15 protein-coding genes are annotated in these 21,477 nt (G+C 63.4%); 4 read left to right on the plus strand and 11 right to left on the minus strand.

Annotation, left to right across the window (positions count from 1 at the left end; translation table 11 throughout):
* Positions 1-177: 177 nt before the first annotated feature.
* From ACREXZ_RS05670 to ACREXZ_RS05700, 7 genes are all read right to left on the minus strand, one after another.
* Positions 178-834: a peroxiredoxin gene (locus ACREXZ_RS05670; RefSeq protein ID WP_431763067.1), complete on the minus strand. Its 657-nt coding sequence runs from the start codon at positions 832-834 to the stop codon at positions 178-180.
* 244 nt (positions 835-1,078) lie between these two features.
* The gene (locus ACREXZ_RS05675; protein ID WP_431763068.1) at positions 1,079-1,306 is read right to left on the minus strand and encodes a hypothetical protein; all 228 of its coding nucleotides are present in this window, start codon (positions 1,304-1,306) and stop codon (positions 1,079-1,081) included.
* A 130-nt stretch (positions 1,307-1,436) separates the two neighbouring features.
* A complete protein-coding gene (locus ACREXZ_RS05680; protein WP_431763069.1) occupies positions 1,437-3,860 on the minus strand; it encodes a tetratricopeptide repeat protein in 2,424 nt (807 codons plus the stop codon).
* A gap of 15 nt (positions 3,861-3,875) precedes the next feature.
* Complete coding sequence (locus tag ACREXZ_RS05685) at positions 3,876-5,246, minus strand: hypothetical protein (protein WP_431763070.1); 1,371 nt, start codon at positions 5,244-5,246, stop codon at positions 3,876-3,878.
* Positions 5,243-6,334: a phosphoserine transaminase gene (locus tag ACREXZ_RS05690; RefSeq protein WP_431763071.1), complete on the minus strand. Its 1,092-nt coding sequence runs from the start codon at positions 6,332-6,334 to the stop codon at positions 5,243-5,245. Before ACREXZ_RS05690 ends, ACREXZ_RS05685 begins: the two co-directional genes overlap by 4 nt.
* Before the next feature lie 524 nt (positions 6,335-6,858).
* On the minus strand, positions 6,859-7,752 hold the full coding sequence (gene galU / locus ACREXZ_RS05695; protein ID WP_431763072.1) for a UTP--glucose-1-phosphate uridylyltransferase GalU: 894 nt from the start codon (positions 7,750-7,752) through the stop codon (positions 6,859-6,861).
* 263 nt (positions 7,753-8,015) lie between these two features.
* On the minus strand, positions 8,016-8,159 hold the full coding sequence (locus ACREXZ_RS05700) for a hypothetical protein (RefSeq protein WP_431763073.1): 144 nt from the start codon (positions 8,157-8,159) through the stop codon (positions 8,016-8,018).
* A gap of 285 nt (positions 8,160-8,444) precedes the next feature.
* On the opposite strand from ACREXZ_RS05700, the gene ACREXZ_RS05705 reads away from it, so the two are divergent.
* Positions 8,445-9,656: an acyltransferase family protein gene (locus tag ACREXZ_RS05705; protein ID WP_431763350.1), complete on the plus strand. Its 1,212-nt coding sequence runs from the start codon at positions 8,445-8,447 to the stop codon at positions 9,654-9,656.
* A 22-nt stretch (positions 9,657-9,678) separates the two neighbouring features.
* On the opposite strand, the gene ACREXZ_RS05710 is transcribed toward ACREXZ_RS05705, so the two are convergent.
* The 3 genes from ACREXZ_RS05710 to ACREXZ_RS05720 form a co-directional block, all read right to left on the minus strand.
* Complete coding sequence (locus tag ACREXZ_RS05710) at positions 9,679-12,150, minus strand: glycosyltransferase family 4 protein (protein WP_431763074.1); 2,472 nt, start codon at positions 12,148-12,150, stop codon at positions 9,679-9,681.
* Positions 12,147-13,613, minus strand: coding sequence for a flippase (locus tag ACREXZ_RS05715; RefSeq protein ID WP_431763075.1), 1,467 nt, complete (start codon positions 13,611-13,613; stop codon positions 12,147-12,149). The genes ACREXZ_RS05710 and ACREXZ_RS05715 overlap by 4 nt, the downstream gene beginning before the upstream one ends.
* A gap of 121 nt (positions 13,614-13,734) precedes the next feature.
* Positions 13,735-16,017, minus strand: a complete 2,283-nt coding sequence (locus ACREXZ_RS05720) for a hypothetical protein (RefSeq protein WP_431763076.1) — start codon at positions 16,015-16,017, stop codon at positions 13,735-13,737.
* A 530-nt stretch (positions 16,018-16,547) separates the two neighbouring features.
* On the opposite strand from ACREXZ_RS05720, the gene ACREXZ_RS05725 reads away from it, so the two are divergent.
* The 3 genes from ACREXZ_RS05725 (at position 16,548) to gmd (ending at position 19,530) form a co-directional block, all read left to right on the plus strand.
* On the plus strand, positions 16,548-17,657 hold the full coding sequence (locus tag ACREXZ_RS05725) for an acyltransferase family protein (protein ID WP_431763077.1): 1,110 nt from the start codon (positions 16,548-16,550) through the stop codon (positions 17,655-17,657).
* 71 nt (positions 17,658-17,728) lie between these two features.
* A complete protein-coding gene (locus ACREXZ_RS05730) occupies positions 17,729-18,415 on the plus strand; it encodes an SGNH/GDSL hydrolase family protein (protein ID WP_431763351.1) in 687 nt (228 codons plus the stop codon).
* Positions 18,416-18,486: 71 nt separating this feature from the next.
* A complete protein-coding gene (gene gmd, locus ACREXZ_RS05735) occupies positions 18,487-19,530 on the plus strand; it encodes a GDP-mannose 4,6-dehydratase (RefSeq protein WP_431763078.1) in 1,044 nt (347 codons plus the stop codon).
* A gap of 741 nt (positions 19,531-20,271) precedes the next feature.
* On the opposite strand, the gene ACREXZ_RS05740 is transcribed toward gmd, so the two are convergent.
* The gene (locus ACREXZ_RS05740; protein ID WP_431763352.1) at positions 20,272-21,393 is read right to left on the minus strand and encodes a glycosyltransferase family 4 protein; all 1,122 of its coding nucleotides are present in this window, start codon (positions 21,391-21,393) and stop codon (positions 20,272-20,274) included.
* Positions 21,394-21,477 lie beyond the last annotated feature (84 nt).

Below are 21,477 nucleotides of genomic sequence, written 5' to 3' on the forward strand. Positions count from 1 at the left end.
TCCTGCCGCAACCGGGATGCACGCGCATCGATCCGCACGACGGCAAGTCAGATTTGCAGGTCCGGCAAACGCTTTCAAGCAAGCGTCGTTCCCGAATACGATACGGAGAATGGGAAGCAAAAAAAGCCGGCGCATGAAGCACCGGCATCGATGTTCGAAACAGCGTCAGGCCGCGGCTTACTTCGGCTGCGTCACCACGCGCAGGTACGGCTTGAGCGTCTTGAAGCCTTGCGGATATTTCTTGCGCGCGTCGTCGTCCGATACCGACGTCGGAATGATTACGTCGTCGCCCGGCTTCCAGTTCACCGGCGTCGCGACCGCATGTTTCGCGTTCAGCTGCAATGCGTCGAGCAGGCGCAGTACCTCGTCGAAATTGCGCCCCGCGCTCATTGGATAGACCAGCATCGCCTTGACCTTCTTGTCCGGCCCGACGATGAACACCGAGCGCACCGTCGCGTTGTCGGTCGCGGTGCGCGGACCGCCGCCGCTCGCGTTCGGATGGATCATGTCATACAGCTTCGCGACGGTCAGGTCGTCGTCGCCGATCATCGGGTAGTTGATCGCATGACCCTGCGTCTCCGCGATGTCGCCGACCCATTTCTTATGGTCGCTCACCGGGTCGACGCTCAGGCCGACGATCTTCGTATTGCGCCGGTCGAACTCCGGCTTCAAGCCCGCCATGTAGCCCAGCTCAGTCGTGCAGACCGGTGTGAAATCTTTCGGGTGAGAAAACAGGATCGCCCAGCCGTCGCCGATCCACTCGTGGAAGTGGAGCGTGCCTTCGGTCGTCTGGGCCGTGAAATCGGGTGCTTCGTCGCCAATCCGGATGGTCATGTCGAATCTCCTGTATGCGTGAAGTTCAGAACGCGGTCACGTCCGCGGTGGCGCTGCGCATAGACCACTGACGGACAACGGACGACGCGACAACCCGCGCATCGCCAGTATCTACTGGACTGCCGCGAACGCCGGCAGTTCCTGCCGTACGTGCGGCCATGTGCCACATCTTTGCCTGTTCAAGTTATATGACGGCGTTGCGTGGAGGGCCAGTCGTTGCGCAAACCGCGCGCCCCGGCGATGTTCATTCCGTCCTGTACCAGACCCTGATGCCAGAGTACCAGTGGCTGACGCTGGTGTCGTCGCCGCTACCGAATGTCGACAGGCTTTCGACGTTGATCACGTCGACCCCGTGTTCCGCGATCCAGATGTTCGCTCGCTCGACGAGCGCCGCGGCGTTTTCGTAGACATGTCCTTTGATCAGATGGCGTTGCACCACCTGGCGCTCGAAATCGGCAAAAGCGATTTTCATCGATGTCTCCTAGGTCGGCCGCAGTTAGTGCTTTAGCGCTTACTCCGATGGTTGCCGGCCATTTTTTGTGCGGCGCGCCGAACTGTCCATCGCGCACCGTTGCCGTGGTCAGTCTAGCAAATGCGCACGCTCAACGCTCGGTGTGCGTCGCCCACATCTGCCGGTAGGCGGCCTCGATCTGCCGCGCGAAGCGTGCGCCATCCATCAGCGGCGAGCGTTCCATGCGGGCGCGCAGGCCGTTGCGCAACGCCGCGAGCGCCGGCAGGCCCCCGGCGAGCGCGAGCACGGTGCGCACGAATGCTTCGTCGGTAGGGGCCGCAAATTCTGCGAGGCCAAGATTCGTCAGTTGACTCAGACCGCCGCGGCCGACCGCTGTCTCTCCGACGCGCGTGACGACCGGCACACCCATCCATAGCGCGTCGAGGCTCGTCGTGTGGCCGTTGTACGGAAACGTGTCGAGCCCGATGTCGATGTCGCGATAGCTCGCGAGGTAATCGGCGCGCGGCCGGAACGGCACGAACGCGAGACGCGCGGCATCAATGCCCTGCCCGGCTGCGCGTGCGGCGAGCCGTTCGCGCGCGATACCGGGCGCGGCCATCAGGACGAGCCGCGCATCGGGCAACGCGTGCATCGCGCCGGCCCACATCCGCAGCGTGCGGTCGGTCAGCTTGCACGGATTGTTCAGACAACCGAACGTGATGTAGCCGTTCGCGAACGCCGGCAGCGGACCGGGTTCCGGTCGCGCGAGCGGGTCGGCAACCAGCGGGTCGTAGCACCAGAACGTGTCCGCGAGCCGCATCGAGCGTTCGCGGTAGTGACCATCGTGCTCCGGCGGATCGAGATGCGGGTCGGTGAGCCGGTAGTCAATCGCGTCGAGCCCGGTCGTGCCCGGGTATGCGAGCCACGCGACCTGCACCGGCGCAGGCCTGCGCGCGAATGCCAATGGACGTCCATCAGCCATGTGCATCGTCAGATCGACGAGGATGTCGATGCCGTCCGCGTGGATCGTGTGCGCGAGACGCTCGTCGTCGAGCGCGCGAATGTCACGCCACACGTCCACGTGGTGAGCGAGGCGCCGGGTCATCGCATCGGGCCGCTCGACGTTCGCATAGCAGACGATCTCGAACGCGCTGCGGTCGTGATGCGCGAGCAGCGGCATCAGGAACAACGCCTGGCAATGGTCGCGAAAATCCGCGGACACGTAGCCGATGCGCAGCCGTCGCGCGGATGCATGCGTGCACGGTGAATCCTCGTGTGCGAGACGCGTGGCCCGCAGCGGCGCTTCGTGCCGTGCGGACCAGCGATGCGCTTCGTCCAGCACCGCACGCGCGTCCTCGGACTCGAACGTCAGCGCATACAGCAGATTGCTGTGCGCGACCACGTTGTCCGCGTCGCAATCGACCGCACGACGGTAGCTCGCGATCGCGTCGTTCAGCGCGCCGCCATCCTTCAGTACGTTGCCGAGATTGTTGTGACTCACCGAATGCGCGGGTGCGACCGCGAGCGCGCGGCGGATGCAAGTTTCGGCCTCTTCGATGCGGCCGAGTGTCCGATGCAGATTGCCCAGGTTGTTGTGCGCCGCGACGTGCGTCGGCTGCACACGTAGCGCATGTTCGAACGCATCCGCGGCAGCGTCGAACGCACCGCGCTGCTTCAGCACGTTGCCGAGATTGTTGTGCGCGTCCGCGTGGTCCGGCTGCTGCGCGATCGCGCGACGATAATGGGCGAGCGCGTCGTCGTGACGACCGAGCGCGTGTGCGGCGTTGCCGAGGTTGTAGGCGATATCGGCCGCAGAAGGATCGAGTGCGGCTGCCCGCTCGATCAGCACGAACGCGTCAGCCGGATCGCCGGCGTCGCCGCGTTCGAGCAGCGCGACGCCGAGATTCGCGTGTGCGGCCGCGCTGTGCGGATCGGTGTCGACCGCTTCGCGCAGCATCGCTATCCCTTCGTCGTTGCGTCCAGCCGCGCGCAGCAGCGTGCCGAGATTCGTCAGCGCGCCGGCGTGCCGGTCGCATGCCAGGGCGCGACGATACGCGGCTTCCGCAAGCGTGGCGTCGCCGAGCAGTCGATACGTGTTGCCGAGGTTGTTCAGCGCGTCGACGTGAACCGGCTCGAGCGCGAGTATGGCTTCGTATGCGGCAGCGGCGTCACGCCAGTCGCCACGCGCGTGCAGCGCATCGGCCAGCAGCAGGCGGGCATCCGTGACCGCAGTATCGTCCGCGAGCAACGCACGGCATGCGTCGACCGTCTCGTCGAACCGCTGCAGCGTCGCGAGAATCCGTGCACGGCCCAGGCGGTAGCGCGATTCGTGCGGCGCGTGTTCGAGCGCGCGCTCCACGCACGCAAGCGCTTGTACGGGTCGACCGCATTGCAGTTCGAGAATGCCGAGCCGGAAGCGCACGTCGGCGTGCGCGGGGTCGTCGACGAGCATCGCTTCGTAGCATGCACGTGTCGCATCGAGATCGCCGGCGACGTGCAACGCTTTTGCCTTTGCCAAACGCTCAGGATCGAGCACGCTGCCCTGCTCCAGGCGACCGGTTTCGTACGTCGTCATGATCGCGACTGCACGCTACGTAGCAACATGCGAGCGCTCGTCCTGCAACTGCTCGAACGCATCGACGATGCGCTGCACGAACGCATTCTTGTGCGCGAGCGGACCGTCGGCCGTCTCGCGATGAATCAGCATCGTCGCATTCGCTTCGAATACGAACACGCGGCCGTCGGGCAGCATCGTAAAGTCGATCCCGCCGTAATCGAAATCGAGCCGGCGGCCGATCGCTTCGATCGCCCGCATCGCACGCTCACCCAGCGCGGCGCGCGGATCCTCGAGAAAACGCCGTTCCTCGGCGATCTTGTCGGGGTTCTCGAGCATGCCGGCCGTGTAGTAATGGACCATCCAGTGCGGCGAAATCGCGAGGTGATACGGAAACGGCTTCCGGTCCACGAACACGATCCGGTACTTGCGATACTGTCCGTCCGCGCTGCGAAAATCGTCGAAGCGGGTCACGTAGCGCGGTTCGTCGGTCTCCTTCAGTGCGGCCCATAGCGCGTCGAACGACGTATGCAGCACGAGCCCATCGCCGCCATGCGTCGCGAGTGGTCGCATCAGCAACGGAAACACGAGGTTCGCGACCTCGAGTCGCTCCGCGAATGCACGCCGCGATTCCGGCATCCGCACGACGCGAATGCACGGGGCAACCGCGACGCCGTCGATGCCCGCCAGCAGCAACGCCATCCGGTGACGCTGTGTGCGCGCGACGGCGTCGGGGCGATTCAGCAACGCGCGTCCGCAGCGTTTTGCAAAACGTTCGAGCCGTGCAGTGAGCGGCTGCGCGATATCCGGTTCGCCGATCGCGTTGAACACCAGATCGAACGGCGGCAACTGCGCGTCTTCGGCGTCCGGCGCGTAGTCGATTGCGTACTTGATCCGGTCGATGGTGTCGGACGGCAACAGTGTATCGACCGGCACATTGCCGGACGCGTACCCCGAACAGAGAATCAGCAGCCGGCGCCGCGGGTTCTGCGCCGGCTCGATGAACACGCGCTGCAGCGTATACGCACGACTGCGATGCTGCTCCGCGTCGGCACGCTGCCCCTGTGCGTCGCAGATCGCCGCGAGATTCTGATGCGCTATCGCGAGATCGGGATGTACGCTCAGCGTGTGGCCGTACCAGTGCTTCGCCGCATCGTTGTCGCCGCGCATGTAGTAGACGGTCGCGAGGTTGTAGAGCGCGATCGATGCGAGTTCCGGCGCGCCGGCCACGATCGTGTCGAAGGTCGCGACCGCGATCCGGTGCGCGAGAAAACCGGTCTCGTCGCCGGCCGCCTGCAACGCTTCGGCCATCGCCGTGTGCAGTTCGAGGTTGAGCGGGTCGGCGTCGAGCGCCCGTTTGATCTGCCCGGTGTCCCGGTGAATGACCGGTGTCGTCACAGCGTTCATACGCGTTGCAGACAGAATTCGGTCAATGCGTCGCACAGCGTATCGACCGCTGTTTCGGTGACCGCGTTGTACAGCGACGCACGCAATCCGCCGAGCGACCGGTGCCCTTCCAGACCGACTATGCCGCGTTCGCGCGCGGCGTCGATGAAGGCCGCATCGAGACGCGGGTCGCCGAACGTGAACGCGACGTTGGTCCGCGAACGCCATGGAGCGTCCGCATGAATCGTCGCAGCGCCGCCGAGTGCGTCGAGCGTTGCGTACAACCGCGCGGCCTTGCGCACGTTGATGTGGCGCATCGCATCGAGGCCACCGATCTCGTCGCGCAGCCAGCGCGTGATCAGCGTCAGCACGTAGATCGCGAACACCGGTGGCGTGTTGTAGTTCGAACCGTGCTCGACGTGCGTGCGGAAATCGAGAATCGCCGGCAGATTATCGGGAATGCGTTCGAGCATCGCGCGGTCGACGATTGCGACCGTCACGCCTGCCGGACCGAGGTTCTTCTGTGCGTGCGCGTAGATCATCGCGAAGTGCCCGGCATGGATCGGCTGCGACAGGAAATCCGACGACATGTCCGCGATCAGCGGCACCGGTAACGCTCCTTCGCACGCGGGAAACTGCAGCCCTTCAACCGTTTCATTCGACACGTAGTGCAGATACGCGGCCGATCGCGCCACGTCGAGACGATGCAGATCCGGCAGACGGCGGTACCCCGTGTCGCGCCCGTCCCATGCGATCTTTGCTGCCGAGACGCGTACCGCTTCCGCCGCGGCGCGTGCGCTCCAGTAGCCCGACGCAATGTATTCCGGCGGCGCGGCCGCGTGCGCGGCGAAGTTCATCGGGATCATCGCGAACTGCAGACTGCTCCCGCCCTGCAGGAACGTCACGGCATAGTCGTCCGGAAGATCGAGCAGCGCGCGCAGGTTCCGCTCCGCTTCGGCGAGCAGCGCGCGAAACCAGTCGGAGCGGTGGCTCATGCCGAGCACCGAGAGCCCCGTTTCGGGCAGTGCGACGATCGCATCGCGGGTTTGCCGCAGGACCGGTTCAGGCAATGCGCCCGGACCGCCGGAAAAATTGAGTGCGTTGGACATCGTCGCGCGTTGTGAGGGATGTCGAAAGAAATGCGTTAGCTATACGCAAGGTCGCCGTTCGTTCGTGCCCGGTGGCAAGGACCGTGCAGTCAGACTAGCAGCGTGTGCCGCGACGCAAAGAATCGATGAGAGCACGGAAGCGGCGTCAATTCGACGAAACAGCGCGGGTTCGGGAGATGCGCGTACGAATCTGCCGCTGCGTAGCCGGTGAGGCTTGCGGATTGCACGCGAGAGGCTTTCAACGGTCTTGTGCCGACGGGGCAGACTGTCTTTACCCGCAGGAAATGGCTGGGGACGTCCAGAGCACGATCATGCTCGTGCGAGCCGGTGTCGACCGCGCGGAAACGGGCCGGCGTGGTCGACGTGGTCAACGCGGTCAACAATTTCGCCCGCGCGTTGACGCCCGCGCAGTTCCTCAGCGTCGGGCACTTCTACGCAGATTCAGGCGATACAGCCGACGACGCAGTACGCGGACCAATCGTTCGCGCCCGCGCGCCACGCGTCGGCTGAAACTTCGGAGATTGTTACGCAGCGGCCGCCGTAAGTTGTACCGGCAGAAAATTCTGCAAGTACTCCTCGAATTCCGCCTTGACCTCCGGATGGCGCAACGCGAATTCTACGGTCGCTTTCAGATAGCCGAGCTTGCTGCCGCAGTCGAAGCGCGTGCCGAAATAGCGGTACGCCAGCACCTGTTCCTCGGCCAGCAGCGACTGCAGCGCGTCGGTGAGCTGCAGTTCGCCACCCGCACCCGGCTTCAACGCGCGGATGTGCTTGAAGATCGTCGGCATCAGCACGTAACGGCCCACCACGCCGAGATTCGACGGCGCCTTTTCAGGGGCCGGCTTTTCGACGATGCCCGACAGCTTGATCACGTCTTCTTCCCACTCGCGTCCATCGACGACACCGTATGAACGGCTGTCTTCGCGTGCGATCGTTTCGACGCCCACCACCGAGCTGTGATAGTGGTTGAACACGTCGACCAGCTGCTTCATCACCGGTTGCGTGCTGTGCAGCAGATCGTCCGCGAGGATCACCGCGAACGGGCTCTCGCCGACCAGTTTTTCGGCGCACAGCACCGCATGGCCAAGGCCGAGTGCGGTCGCCTGGCGCACATAGAAGCAGTCGACGTTTGCGGGCTTGATGCCGCGAACGAGTTCGAGCAACTGCTCCTTGCCGCGTGCCTCGAGTTCGGCTTCGATTTCGTACGACTTGTCGAAGTGATCTTCGATCGCGCGCTTGCTGCGCCCGGTCACGAAGATCATTTCGGTAATGCCCGCCTCGATCGCTTCTTCGACCGCATACTGGATCAGCGGCTTGTCGACGATGGGCAGCATCTCCTTCGGACTGGCCTTGGTGGCCGGCAGGAAGCGTGTTCCGAGGCCCGCCACGGGAAACACGGCTTTGGTGACTTTCAGCATGGTCTGCATTCCCACATCGGTTAATCAATCTTCTTGCGCCCGCCGTGGCGGGGGCACGCGTGCTGGAAACCGCTTCAAAAAGACTAGCGGAAAATTATTCGTTTTTCCGCCTGGAGTTCATCGGATCGTCTTGAATCGGACCATTCGATCCGCTGTTGTCGCATGATGAAATGAAGCCGGAAACAATTACGCGACCCGCCGGCAGCGAGATTAACGGATCGCGCAAATATTACGCATTAAATCCGCTGCGATATTCAAAGCAGTTATTCGTTCTCGTCGAACGGCGGCAGTTTGCCCGGGGTCATCCGGAAACGTCCGATCGGCTCGTTTCGGAGCGCTTCGCGGTAGGCGGACACCGCCACCAGAACCAGCAGGACAGCGATGCCTGCGAGCAGATGCATGTTCATGGCTTTACTCCTGTCAAAGGAACCCGAGACTCAAATTATCACGACAAAATCGACAAATAATTGTGTCGACCGCAGTTAGCTACTGCTGGGTAACGGAATTTACTAACTGTTTCACGGAATTCATTCAACTTTCATTTCCATCATTTCCTTCCGGAATGAATTTTTATTCATTTTTACGGTTTGCCGATGCTCTACGATGGCCATGTGAGCCGGCGCCCGCGGCATTGACCGCGCGCCGTACATAAGTAAATTCCGCAGCACGATTACGGAGCGCGCATGAGCCGCATGAGCAATACCGCCTTCGAGGCAACCGCTACTCCATTGACCTTCCAGACCCGCCCGCACGGCGAAGTCCGCGTGGACGCCGTGGGCAAGGACCACGTGATCGACACGATGCGCGGCTTCGCGGCGTTGCTGGTCGCGTACTTCCATTGCCGGCAGGTCGAATGGGTCGGCATGCAGAGCTTTCACGCAGCGATGGGCCACTCGCTCGATTTCAACGCAATCGTCGCGTACCTCACGTTTCCGATTGCATGGGGATCGGCGGGCGTGCCGGTCTTCTTCGTGATCAGCGGCTACTGCATCCATCGCGGCGCCGCACTGCGCATCGCGCAGAACCCCGGCTATCGGCTCAACGCGACGAATTTCTGGGCGCGCCGTTTCGCGCGCATCTACCCCGTGTTGCTGGCCGCACTGGTGCTGACGTTTGCGCTCGACTGGTTCAGCCTGCAACTGCCGCCCGTCAGCCACAAGGTGCGCGAGATCGGCGTGCAGGCGTTCCTCGTCAATCTCTTTTCGCTGCAAGGCGTGGCCGGCAAGACCTACGGATCGAACGGCGCACTGTGGACACTGTCGCTCGAAGTGCAGTTCTACGCGATCTATCCGCTGCTGTTCGCGCTGCGCCGACGCATCGGCATCGGTCCGGTGCTCGCGGCAGTCGCGCTCGTGAACGTCGTGTCCGCGTTCGTGCTCGAGCGTCATGACCTTCAGTTCTTCACGTCGTACTGGCTGTCGTGGACGCTCGGTGCATGGATCGCCGATGTAAAGGCGCACGCCGCGCCCACGAAGCAAACGCCCTCCGTGCTGCTCTACGTCGCGGCGGCGGTCTTTACGGCACTCGGCTGTATCGCGTTCCATTTCGGGCAGTACGGCGCTTTCCAGTTGTGGGCGTTGGGCTTCGCGTGCTATCTGTACCGCGCGCTCGACACGGTCCGCACGGCCGGCGGTATCGCGATGCGTGCGCTGTCGCGCGTCGGCGATTTCAGCTTTTCGCTGTACGTCGTGCATCTGCCAATCTTCGTGCTGCTGTCGTCGCTGCTGTTCCGTTCGTCACTGCAGATGACGATCTGGCCGACGTTCGGCTACATGCTGGTCGCGCTGGTCGTCGCGTATGCGTTCCATCGGCTGGTCGAACTGCCCGCGATGAAATGGTCCGCGAGTCTCAAGCCGCGCAATCGCAGCGCAGCTGCGTCCGGGAGTGCTGCCGCGCAGGTCTGATCGCCTGACCTCTCTGGCGCGGTCAGCGGTCCACGACGTTCTGCAGAATCCTCTCTACCGAAGCGACGTACGCGGCCGGCCCGAAGCGCTGCCGCGCATCGCGCTCGCCGTTCGCGACGAGCCGCTCGCACAGGCTTGCGTCGGCACGCAGTTCGGCGAGCATGTCGGCGAGGCCGTGTGCATCGCCCGGCGTGCACAGCATTCCGTTCACTCCATCCTCGACGATCTCGATCACACCGCCCGCACGTGCCGCGACAACCGGCCGGCGCGCCAGCATGCCTTCGACGATCACCCGGCCGAACGGCTCCGGCGTAATCGACGTGTGCACGACGATATCGACCGCGCGCATGCAGGCCGCGATGTCGTTCTGGAAGCCGAGAAAATGCACACGGTCGCCGATCCCGTGATTGACGACGAATGCGTGTAGCGAGGCTTCATACTCGTCCTCGCCGAACAGCGGCGCGCCTACCAGCACCGCATGCATGTGCGGATTGAGCACCACCGCTTCGAGCAGCACGTGCTGGCCTTTCCAGTGCGCGAGACGGCTGAACGAACCGACGAGGAAGCCTTCCTGCGGCAGATTCAGCAACGCGCGCAGCGTCGTTTGCGGCACGTCGGCAAGCGCATCGAACGGCGCTGCATCGATGCCGTTGAACACGACGTCGACGCGCCGGCTATCGAACTTCGTCAACTCGACGAACGCGCGCTTCGACGCGCCGGAATTCGCGATCACATGCGCGAGCCCGAGCTTCGCGCACCACTTGATGATTGCAAGCTGGCGCGAACCGAAATGCTCGGCGCTGACGATGTCGCGCAGATGCCAGACAGCGGGCTTACGCACGAGCCGCCCGACGAGTGCGCCGATCACCATCGCGCGCTGGGTGTTCGCGTAGATCACATCGGCGTTTCGTGCGCGGCGCATCACGTTGCGTACCAGTCCAACGAGATCCTTTGCAGCCCGCCATTTCGGCACACTGCCGCCCTGCTTGCGGACATGGCGTAGCGCGCCCGAATCGAACACGTTAACCGCGACGCCGGCCTGATCGAGCGCGGTGCGGAACGGACCATCGTCGAACAGCACGACTTCGACGCGCTCGCGCAGCGCCTTCACGATTTCGAGCAACGACAGTTCTGCACCGCCGAGCACGCCGCTTTGATCGACGGCCAGCACACGCGGTGCATTTTCCGAAGAAACTTTCGCAGGCACGTCACGCGGCGCAACGAATGCAGGCAACGTCGCACCTTGCAACGCAGGCACCGCGGCACGCACGTGCGCGAAAAAGCGCTCGCGGAAAAGCGGGGCGGAAAAACGTTCGGCGTTGCGCCGGCAGTCAGCAGCAACGAAGCGATGCGCACCGCTCGCGAACGCGTCGACGGCGCCGACGATCGACTCGATGCTCTGCTCGTCGAAGAAAAGACCGGTAGGTTGCGGCTGTGACGGGTCGCGCACGGTTTCGAGCGCCCCGCCCTTGCCGTAGGCGATCACCGGCGTGCCGCAGGCCTGCGCTTCGACCACCGAAATGCCGAAGTCCTCTTCGGCAGCGAAAACGAACGCCTTTGCGCGACGCATCCGGTCGTGCAGCACCGCGAACGGCTGGTAACCCATGATCTCGACGTTCGGGCCGGCCTTTGCGCGGATCTTCTGCATGTCGGGGCCGTCGCCGATCACGACGAGCTTGCGCTCCGGCATCTTCGCGAAAGCCTCGACGATCAGGTCGATCTTCTTGTACGGCACCATCCGCGATGCGGTCAGATAGAAATCGTCTTTCTGCTCGTTCAGCGTGAACGCATCGACGTCGACCGGCGGAAAGATCACGTCCGCTTCGCGCTGATACACCTTCTTGATGCGGCGCGCGATGAACGCCGAATTGGCGACGAACGAATCGACCGAATTCGACGTGCGGATATCCCAGTTGCGGATGTAATGCAGGATCAGGCGTGCGAGCGCCGACTTCGGACCGCTCGTCAGCTTCGACTGCTGCAGGTACTGATGCTGCAGATCCCACGCATAGCGGATCGGCGAATGCACATAGCTGATGTGCACCTGGTCGGGCCCGGTCAGCACGCCCTTCGCCACCGCATGACTGCTCGAGATCACGACGTCGTACGCGGACACGTCGAGCTGTTCGATTGCGAGCGGCATCAGCGGTAGCCATGCGCGGTAGCGCGTGCGCGCAAACGGCAGCTTCTGGATGAACGACGTCGTTACCGGTTTGCCGCGCACGAACGTGCGGTCGTCGAGAAAATCGACGAGGCTGAACAGGTCCGCGTCCGGAAAGCACGCGACGATCTGCTCGAGCACGCGCTCCGCACCCGCATAGGTGACGAGCCAGTCGTGCACGATCGCGACCCGGACGTTGCCGCGCGCGCCGCGTCGCGGCCTCGTTGTGCTTGCAGGCGTGACGGTCGGCGCGGTCGGTGCAGATACCGGATCGGCGAGCGCGCTGCGCGTGACAGGACGCAGTGCCGCCTGTTCGACGAGATCGTGGTTCATGCGCTTTTCCTCGGGTTCAATCGCACCAGCAGCGAGCGGGCGAGATCGCGTAGCGCCGGCGTCATCGTGATCGACCAGATGACGTTGGCGCCGACCACGAGCGCAACCGCAACGACGACGGCCGCGAGGCCGGACAGGAACGTGGAGAGCCACAGCGTGCCGAGCAGAAACACCAGATGCGCGAGCATGTCGAGCACGATCGGCCGTGCGCGGATCGCGGACAGCCACAGCAGCACGGCGTAATCGAACAGCGCGCGCGTAGCCACGACGATCGCCGCGCCGGTCAGTCCGAAGTGAGAGATGCCGAACCACAAGGCGCCGGCGAAAAACGGCAGCTCGAACAGACCGACCCGTGCAGTAGCGGCCGGCGTCACCTGCGACTGCACGAGAATGCGAGTCACGTTCGCCTGGCCGACGAGCCACACACCGACGATCAGGATGCGTCCCACTGGCCCCGCCGCGGTCGCGATCTCGTTGCCGACCCACAGATGCAGAAACGGTTCGAGCACGATGATCGCGACGAGCGCGACGGGCGTGAACACGCCGTTCAGGAATTCGAGCGACTGCCGTGTGATCACGTCCGCATGATCTCGGCCCACTGCGGACAGACGTGGAAACAGCGTGCGTGCAAGCGCGGTCGGCACGATGTTCAGACGCGTGACGAGGTTCTGCGGCACCGTGTAGTACGTGACGAAGCGCGCGCCGAGCGACGTGCCGAGCATCACGCGGTCGAGCGATTCGGCAATCATGTTCGTCACGCTCGTGATCAGCATCCAGCCGCCGAAGCTGAACAGCCCCTTCGCGACGCCGAGCTGCGGCGGCTCGATGCGGCGGATGCCGAGCACCTTCAGCGCGGAGCGGCCGAGTAACACCGCCGCGAGCAGCCGCGCGACGACCGCGGCCGCGAGCACGTATTGCAGCGTCGGCGCGAAATACCACGCGGCGCCGAGCGGCAGCAACTGGAACAGGAACGTGCCGATGGTCTGGTTCGTGTTGTAGACGCCGAAGCGTTCCGCGCCGTTGATCGCGCCGGCGAATACCCACGACACGTTGGCAATCGGCATCGCCACCGCGAGCCACGGCAGCGCCATGTAGACCTCGTGCTGCAGCTCGGGCGACACCTTCGTGAAATACGCGGTGTACAGGAACGCACCGAAGTAGATCATCAGGCCGCCCGCGATGCCGGTGGCGAGATTGAGCCACGTCGCGCTCCAGAACACGCGCGAACTCGCACTGGTGTCGTCGCTCGCGCGCGCCTTCGAGATGTGGTTTTGCGCGGCCATGCTCATGCCGAGATCGAGGATGCCGAAGTAGCCGATCAAGGTCCACACGAGGCTGATTACGCCATACCGCTCGACGCCGAGCAGCTTGATGTAGGCCGGCACCGTGACGAGCGACACGAACGTGGGTAGCACCAGTCCGAAGAAATTGATCGCTACGTTCTTGAGGATGCCTTTTTCCATCGATTCCCTTCCGGTTCGTTCATGCGCCGTGCGTAGCTACAGCTGCCGCATCGAGTAGAGCACGTAAAAAAGCGCTTTGGTGCGGTGCGGAAAACGAAAAAAAATCCCGCCGCGCGCGCGTTCAGGCCGGTTTCCAGCGATACATCATCACTTTGCCGCGCGCGTCTTCCTCGACGAAGATCAGGTACTCGCCGTCGCTGCGGCGGAACGCGCTGATGCCGTTCGGCACGTCGACCCAGCCGGACGCGCGACCCACTTCCGGTCCCGGCCGGATCACGCCGATTTCCTTGCCCGAATCGCGGTCGTACACATGCACCGCGCCGACCGCCTCGACCGTGAACACGTACTGCCCTTCGACGGTGATCCCGATCGTCGTCACGACAGGCTTCGCTTTCGTGTCCCACGGCAGCGTCACCGTATAGCGCGGCACCGGCTTGCCGGTCGACCAGTGGTCGTAGCGCACCAGCTGGCGGCCCACTTCCTTCCAGAAGCCCGGTTCGAACAGCAGATCGGCGGTATAGCCGGTCACGTACAGCGAATCGGTGGCCGGGTCGTAGACCGCGCGGCGCAGCAGGGTGAACGGCTGCGGCACCGGGTACGCGGTCACGTCCGCGTACGAGTAGATCGGGTTGCCGTGCGCATCCAGCCCGCCGAAGCGAAACCGGAACACGCCCTTCGAATCGCGTGCACGCCAGATGTCGCCGTTCGTATCGATCCACCAGCCCCAGCCGCCGACGAGCTTCATGCTCGTCGTGTTCTGCGTAAATTCGTTGGCGTCGAAACGACCGTCGCCGTTCGCGTCGCGCCAGATCCAGTCGCCGCCCGCAGGCGCGTTCGGAATGTTCGCGACGCCGCGTGGACGTCCCGCGATGAAGCCCGACGGAATCGCCGTCTCGCCTTCGCGCGCGGGATCGAAGCGATAGATCTTCAACTGGTCCGCGTACATGTCGGTCAGAAACAGGAACGTCCGTCCCTTCAACTTGCGGGCAACCGGCAGACCAGGCCACTGGCCGGTGTGGAACACCGGGTCCTGCGGATAGCGGAAGCGGTTCGACAGAAAACCCGCATAGCGCCAGTCCTGCCCCGCCGGCTTCGACAGATCGAGTTCGAAGCGTTTGTTGCCCGTATAGACGCTGTCCGGTCGCGACGGATCGATCCACGCGCCATCGACGAACAGCAGCCCTTCCACCTGCCACAGCCGCTTGCCGTCGGGCGCGTAACTTTCGAGCGTCGCACCGAGGCCCGCGCCGATCGGCGCAAAACGCGGCCCGATGCCGTTGGTCGACACGTACACATTGCCGCTCGCATCGACGCCGACACCGGTCAATCCGTTGAAGCGCTGCGGTCCCGGCTTGCCCGCGACGCCCGCGAAAATGCCGCCGCGTTCGCCGAGCGTGCCGGACAACGCATAGCGCCCGTTCGTCTTGCTGAAGAACAACACCTGCTGACGCGGCCCGTTGTCCGCGATCAGCACACGACCGCGTCCGTCGACGGCGATATCCACTGCAACCGTATCGGCGGGTAGCGGCAGCGTGTCGTCGAGACGCTTGCCGCTCGCACTGAAATGTGCGACATGCGGTACGGCATTGCTCGTCTTGCTCGACGTCAGGTCCGGGATCGGGTTCGACCCATCGCCGAGCGTGTCCGTCAACGCCCACACCGAACCATCCGGTGCAAGCGCGAGACGGCCCGGCTGCGGGACCGCCCACTCCGTTTTCTTCAGCATCGATTCGGCGTCGTACACCTCGATGCGATCGCGCGACGTGTTCGCCGCGTACAGCGTGGTGTCGCTTGCTGCAAGGCCGCCGATGTCGCCGGACGTCACCGTGCGTTTGCCGTTCGTATCGCTCGCCGCAGCAGGTGTTGGCGTCGGTACGTCGTTCACCGTCAGGAAGCTCGCCGCGAGTTTCGCGCGCGGGTCCGTCGGGTTCGCTGCTGGCTGGAACGGCGCGCTCTGCTTGATGTCGCCGATCTCGCGCCGCGAGATGCCGTACCACTGACGCCCCTTCTGAGGCCAGATGCCCTGCCCGACCAGATGCCCTTTCTCGTTGCCCACCGACACCGCGACGAACGCATAGCGCCGGTTCACCGCGACCGCGTTGCCGCCGCTGTTACCCCAGCCGTGCGTGCCGCCCGCGAAGCCGAGCATCTTGCCGTCCTGATAGACGCTCGCTTCGGCACCGCTCTCGTCCCATGGTGCATTCGTGTAGACCTTGCCGTTCGGCGCCACTGCGATGGCGGTAATGTCGATCTGTGTCCACGTGCCGTCGCCGAAACCGAACGTATTGCCGATCCACGAAGTTCGCGCATTCAGCGCGGTCTCGGCACACGCGACCGATGCGGCGACGAGACAGAGGCTCGAGAAGCTCGCGCAGACGAGCCGGGCAAACCTGGAACGCGGCAAACGGGGTTCTCCTGTAGCGAAGGTGGTGAGATCTCGTGGAAACACGCAGGCACGGCGGGACGCAGGACGAAACTCTCCTGATTGCGACCTACGATACGCGCAAGATCCGGCGCGAAGAAAATCTAAAATAATTCAAAAATATTCAAACGCTTACCAAATGCACACGATTCGCATGAAGAAATGAATCGAAATGAAACGATGCCCGATTGCGATGCCTGTGGCCGCCGCAGTCGATCGTTTTTACCGCCATACGCCACGCGGGTTTGCAGTTTTTGCAGATTCACGATATGGAATATGGAAATAATCATGGCCATTCATTTGATGACGTCGCGATGTCATTCAAAACATTCACACGTTTCATTACGGTTTTTTCGCAATTTCTTTTCCTTAGAATGGGTTTCGCTTCCGTGGACGCGTGGAGGATGTTCGTCGCGTGCATACACGACCCGCCGCGCTGCCCTGTTGCAGTGGCGCAGCAGCACCACCGGTTCCGGATTTCGCAGTCAACCCAGAATTTTCCAGGACGCTCCATGACAGCCAGCGCATTGCCTGCCGCGCCCTCTCACCGACATCGCATCGTGCAACTCGACGGCCTGCGCGCGATCGCCGTGCTTGCCGTGTTTGCGCAGCACGCGTTGAAAGCGCCGCTATGGATGGGTGTCGATCTGTTCTTCGTACTAAGCGGTTTTTTGATCACCGGCATCCTGCTCGAGCGCAAGGCACGCGGAGAGAGCTACTTCGGCTACTTCTATGCGCGTCGTGCGCGCCGCATCCTGCCGCCCTACGTGCTGCTGATGGTCGTATCGTCGCTGCTGTTCGGACTCGGCTGGGCGCAACACTGGCAGTGGTATGCGTTCTTCGCGACGAACATCGGCGATGCGCTGAACCAGAGCGGACACGACAGCCTGAACGTGCTGTGGTCGCTTGCCGTCGAAGAGCAGTTCTACATCTTCTGGCCGTTCGTGATCCTGCTCGTGCCGCGTCGCGCGCTCGGTTACGTCGCGCTCGCGCTGATCGTCGGCGTGCCGGTCCTGCGCGCGATAGCGACGCCGTGGTTCGACTCGTTCTGGCCGATCTACTACCTGACGCCGTTCCGGATGGATCTGCTCGCCGCGGGCGCACTGCTCGCGGTCGCGGTGCGCAAGGACCCGGATGCGCTCGAGCCGTTCAAACCGCTCGCCGTGCTTGGCGCGATTGCCGCGCTCGCGGTACTCGCCTGGCTGCATCTGCACTTCCCGCGCTTTCGCGCAGCCAACACACCGCTGTCGAATGCCGCGCTGTACAGCGTGTCACTCGTGCTGTGCACGTCGCTCGTCGTGATCGCGCTGCAAAGCAAGGGCATCGTCAAGCGCGTGCTGTGCAATCCGGTGCTCGTCTACATCGGTACGATCAGCTACACGATCTACCTGATTCACCTGACCGTGCTGTACGCGCTGTGGCCGCTGCATCATGGGCGTCTCGTCACGGCGGCACTCGCGCTCGCGATTACGCTCGTCTACGCCAGCATCAGCTGGTTCGCGTTTGAACGGCGGCTGATTCATGGGCCACGCCACGCATCGTCTGCACATCGCGCGACACGGCCAGCGGCTGGGCTAGCGGTCGAATCCACGCGCACCGATGCATCGAGGACGCGCGCATGAGGCGCGTCCCGGTGGACTGGGCCGTGACGCGTTGGGCTGCGATGCAGATGCGCCGCACTGCGTTCGGCGCGATGGCTGTGACGGTCGCGTTTGCAGCGATCGCGACTGCGACGCCGGGCGAAGCTGCTGGCGCGCCGCAGGTGCTGATCGAAGCGTACGGCGATTCGACGACGCTCGGCATCACATGCCGCAACGGCGGTTGCGGACCGCAGCCCGACAACGCGGTGACGTTTCTGCAGGACGAACTGCGCAGCGCATATGGCGACCGCGTCAGCGTGACGAATCTCGGCATCGGCGGAACGATGGCCACGCAACTGCGCGACGGCACCGGAAAGCGCGGCGGCCTGTCGTGGAGCGAACGCCTTGCCGCATCGCATGCGCAGATCGTGACGATCAACTACGGCATCAACGAAGTGATGCAGAACCTGACGCCTGAGCAGTTCTACGAAGCGGAAACCGAACTCGTCAAGACGGCGCGCGCGCAGGGCAAGCTGCCGGTGCTCGAGACATCGAACCCGATGCCCGATGGCCGCCGGAATGCGCGACTCGCCGAGATGGTTGCGATGACACGACGCGTGGCCGCCGAACAGCACGTGCCGCTCGTCGACCAGTTCGCGTACATCCTCACGTTGCCCGCGTGGCAAACGATGATGTCCGACGGCGCGCATCCGAAGCCCGATCTGTACAGGCTGAAAGCGCAGCAGGATTTTCGCGTGATCGACCCGCTCGTGAAGCGGCTGCTCGATGGCACGTCGTAGCGTTCAGAAGTGACGCGTAGCGACCGGCGCACTAGCACACAGATTTTTTATCACTAGACCGAAGGCATACCATGACCAACCAGCGCAAGGCGATCATCACCGGGGTATCCGGACAGGACGGCGCGTACCTGACGAAACTGCTGCTCAGCAAGGGCTATCAGGTGACGGGCACGTATCGCCGCACGAGTTCCGTCAATTTCTGGCGGATGGACGAACTCGGCGTGACCGGTCATCCGAATCTGCGGCTCGTCGAACACGATCTGACCGATCTTGGATCGACGTTGCGGCTGATCGAACAGGCGCAGGCCGACGAGCTGTACAACCTCGCGGCGCAGAGTTTCGTCGGCGTGTCGTTCGACCAGCCGGTGACGACCGCCGAAGTGACCGGCATTGGCGCGCTGAATCTGCTCGAGGGGATTCGCATCCTGAATCCGCGCATCCGTTATTACCAGGCATCGACGTCGGAGATGTTCGGCAAGGTGCAGGCTGTGCCGCAGCGCGAGGACACGCCGTTTTATCCGCGCAGCCCGTATGGTGTCGCGAAGTTGTTTGCGCACTGGACGACGATCAACTATCGCGAGTCGTATGGCATTTTCGGCGCGAGCGGCATTCTGTTCAATCACGAGTCGCCGTTGCGTGGACGCGAGTTCGTCACGCGCAAGATCACCGACACCGTCGCGAAGATCAAGCTCGGCAAGCAGGACGTGCTTGAGCTGGGCAACATGGACGCGAAGCGCGACTGGGGTTTTGCGCAGGAATATGTGGACGGGATGTGGCGCATGCTGCAGGCCGACGAACCGGACACTTACGTGCTCGCGACGAACCGTACGGAGACCGTGCGAGATTTCGTGCGGATGGCGTTTGCGGCGGCCGGTTATCAGCTGGAGTGGTCGGGCAAGGCGGAAAGCGAAACGGGTGTGGATGTCGCGACGGGCAAGGTGTTGGTGAGGGTTAATCCCCGGTTTTACCGGCCGGCTGAAGTCGAGTTGTTGATAGGATGCGCGGATAAGGCGCGAGATCGGCTCGGCTGGGTGCCTGAGACTACGCTTGAGCAGCTTTGCCAGATGATGGTGGCAGCCGACATCTCTCGGAACCAGAACGCGGAGACGTTTTAGGTTTTTCGTTTCTCTGACTTGGGTTTGGGTTTGATTTTGGTTTGCCCTGGCAGGCGGCTACGATTTGGCGCCTCGCGGCGCAGGCGTTGCTCCTTGCTGTTTGCCCTGGCAGGCGGCTGCGATTTCGCGCCTCGCGGCGCAAGCGTTGCCCCTGTGCGGGGCGGCACTTACTCTTCTTTGCCGCGGCAAAGAAGAGTAAGCAGAAGAAAGCCGCCGAGACGTTACCGGGTCCTTTCCGTGTGATACCGGGAATGGCCCTAGCCTAAGTGTCCGCCTCGTCCACACTGGGTAGTGGTCCGAGACGAGACCGTCTCCCGCGCCCCAAACCGGAGTGACAAAGCGCCCGCCCACCCCGCGGCGCACCGGTGTGCGCGCGGACGGGTCTGCGTGGGAAACCATCGGAGAAATCAGGGGAAAATGCGGCCGGCGTTATGCCCATCGGCGGCGAAGCTCGCCGGAGCGGATGACTGCTGTGTCACTACCGTGAGTGGTGCGAGGGCAGGTCTCGTCTCGGACCACTATGCTGTGTGAACGAGGTGCCCACTTAGGCGAGTGCCATTCCCGGCATCACACGGAAAGGACTCGGTAACGTCTCAGCGGCTTTCTTCTGCTTACTCTTCTTTGCCGCGGCAAAGAAGAGTAAGTGCCGCCCCGCACAGGGGCAACGCTTGCGCCGCGAGGCGCCAAAACGTAGCCACCTGCAAGGAAAAATCAACCCGGCGCGCCGACGCAGGCAAAAACCTACCCTACCGCGATAGCCTCTTCATAAACTTTTGCCACCCTCCCCGCAATAACCGAATTATCAAAATTCGCCCGCGCATACGCTTTGCATGCCTGAGCATCCGGCAACTTCAAAGACCCATTCAAAGCACGCATCAACCCATCCGCGATAGCGGCCGCACCCGTCTCCGGCAACACAAGATCCTGCGACAATCCAGCAACCGCTTCCGGCAACCCGCCAACCGGCGTCACCAGCACCGGCGTGCCAGAAGCCAGCGACTCCACCGTAATCAGTCCAAAACCCTCGAGCGCAACCGTCGGCACAACACTAATCGTCGCCGCCCGATACAGCGCAGCCAGATGATTGTCCGGCACAAAACCCAACAGCTTCACGTTGTCCGCGAGATCCGCTTCGTCGATCCGTGCCTGCAGTTCGCCTTCCAGTTTTCCCTTGCCCGCGATCAGCAGCAGCACGTCCGGCTCGCGACGCTTCAACTGCGCGATCGCATCGATCAGGTCTTCAAGTCCCATCCGGCGCACGAGGCGCCGCACCGCCAGCACGATCGGTCGGCCGAGCGGCAGTTGCAGCTTCAGACGCGCTTCGTTCTGCGACATCGGCAAGTCGAACTGGTCGACGTTCACGCAACCCGGCACCACACGAATGCGATCCTGCGGAATGCCGTAGCGCGTCGTCAGGATCTTGCCGAATGCCTCGGACAACACGATCAACCGCGACGAACGCGCATAGACGGTCTGCTCGAGATAGCGCTTCGCGCGCTGGCCCAGCGAATCGGCACCCTCGACGTGGCTCTCGTCAGCCCACGGTCCCTGGAAATGCGACACCTGCGGTATGCCGCGCGTCACGTCGAGTCCCGGAAACGTGTACAGCGCGAAGTGCGATGAGATCACGTCCGGCCGCTGCACGTGGATCTGCCGGCGCAGCGCACGGCGCGCGGCCATCAGACGCAACGGCAGCGACTGCGCAGCCGATCCGAAGCCTTCGATCGCACCGTCCGTGTCCGCGGCGACCCGCGCCGAACCCGCGACCACTCCACGCACCGCGACGCCGGCTGCCGGCAGCGCACCGACGAGCGAGTAGTACATCCGGTCGAGTCCGCCCGCCCGTTCGGGAAACCAGTGCATCCCGATCTGCAGCGACTTGATCGATCGCGTGTTCCCCGTGTCCGACCGATGCGTTGCGTTATTCGATTTCTCTATCGTGGCCTG

Origin of the sequence: Paraburkholderia sp. (assembly GCF_050742655.1) — a bacterium.
Taxonomy (GTDB): domain Bacteria; phylum Pseudomonadota; class Gammaproteobacteria; order Burkholderiales; family Burkholderiaceae; genus Paraburkholderia.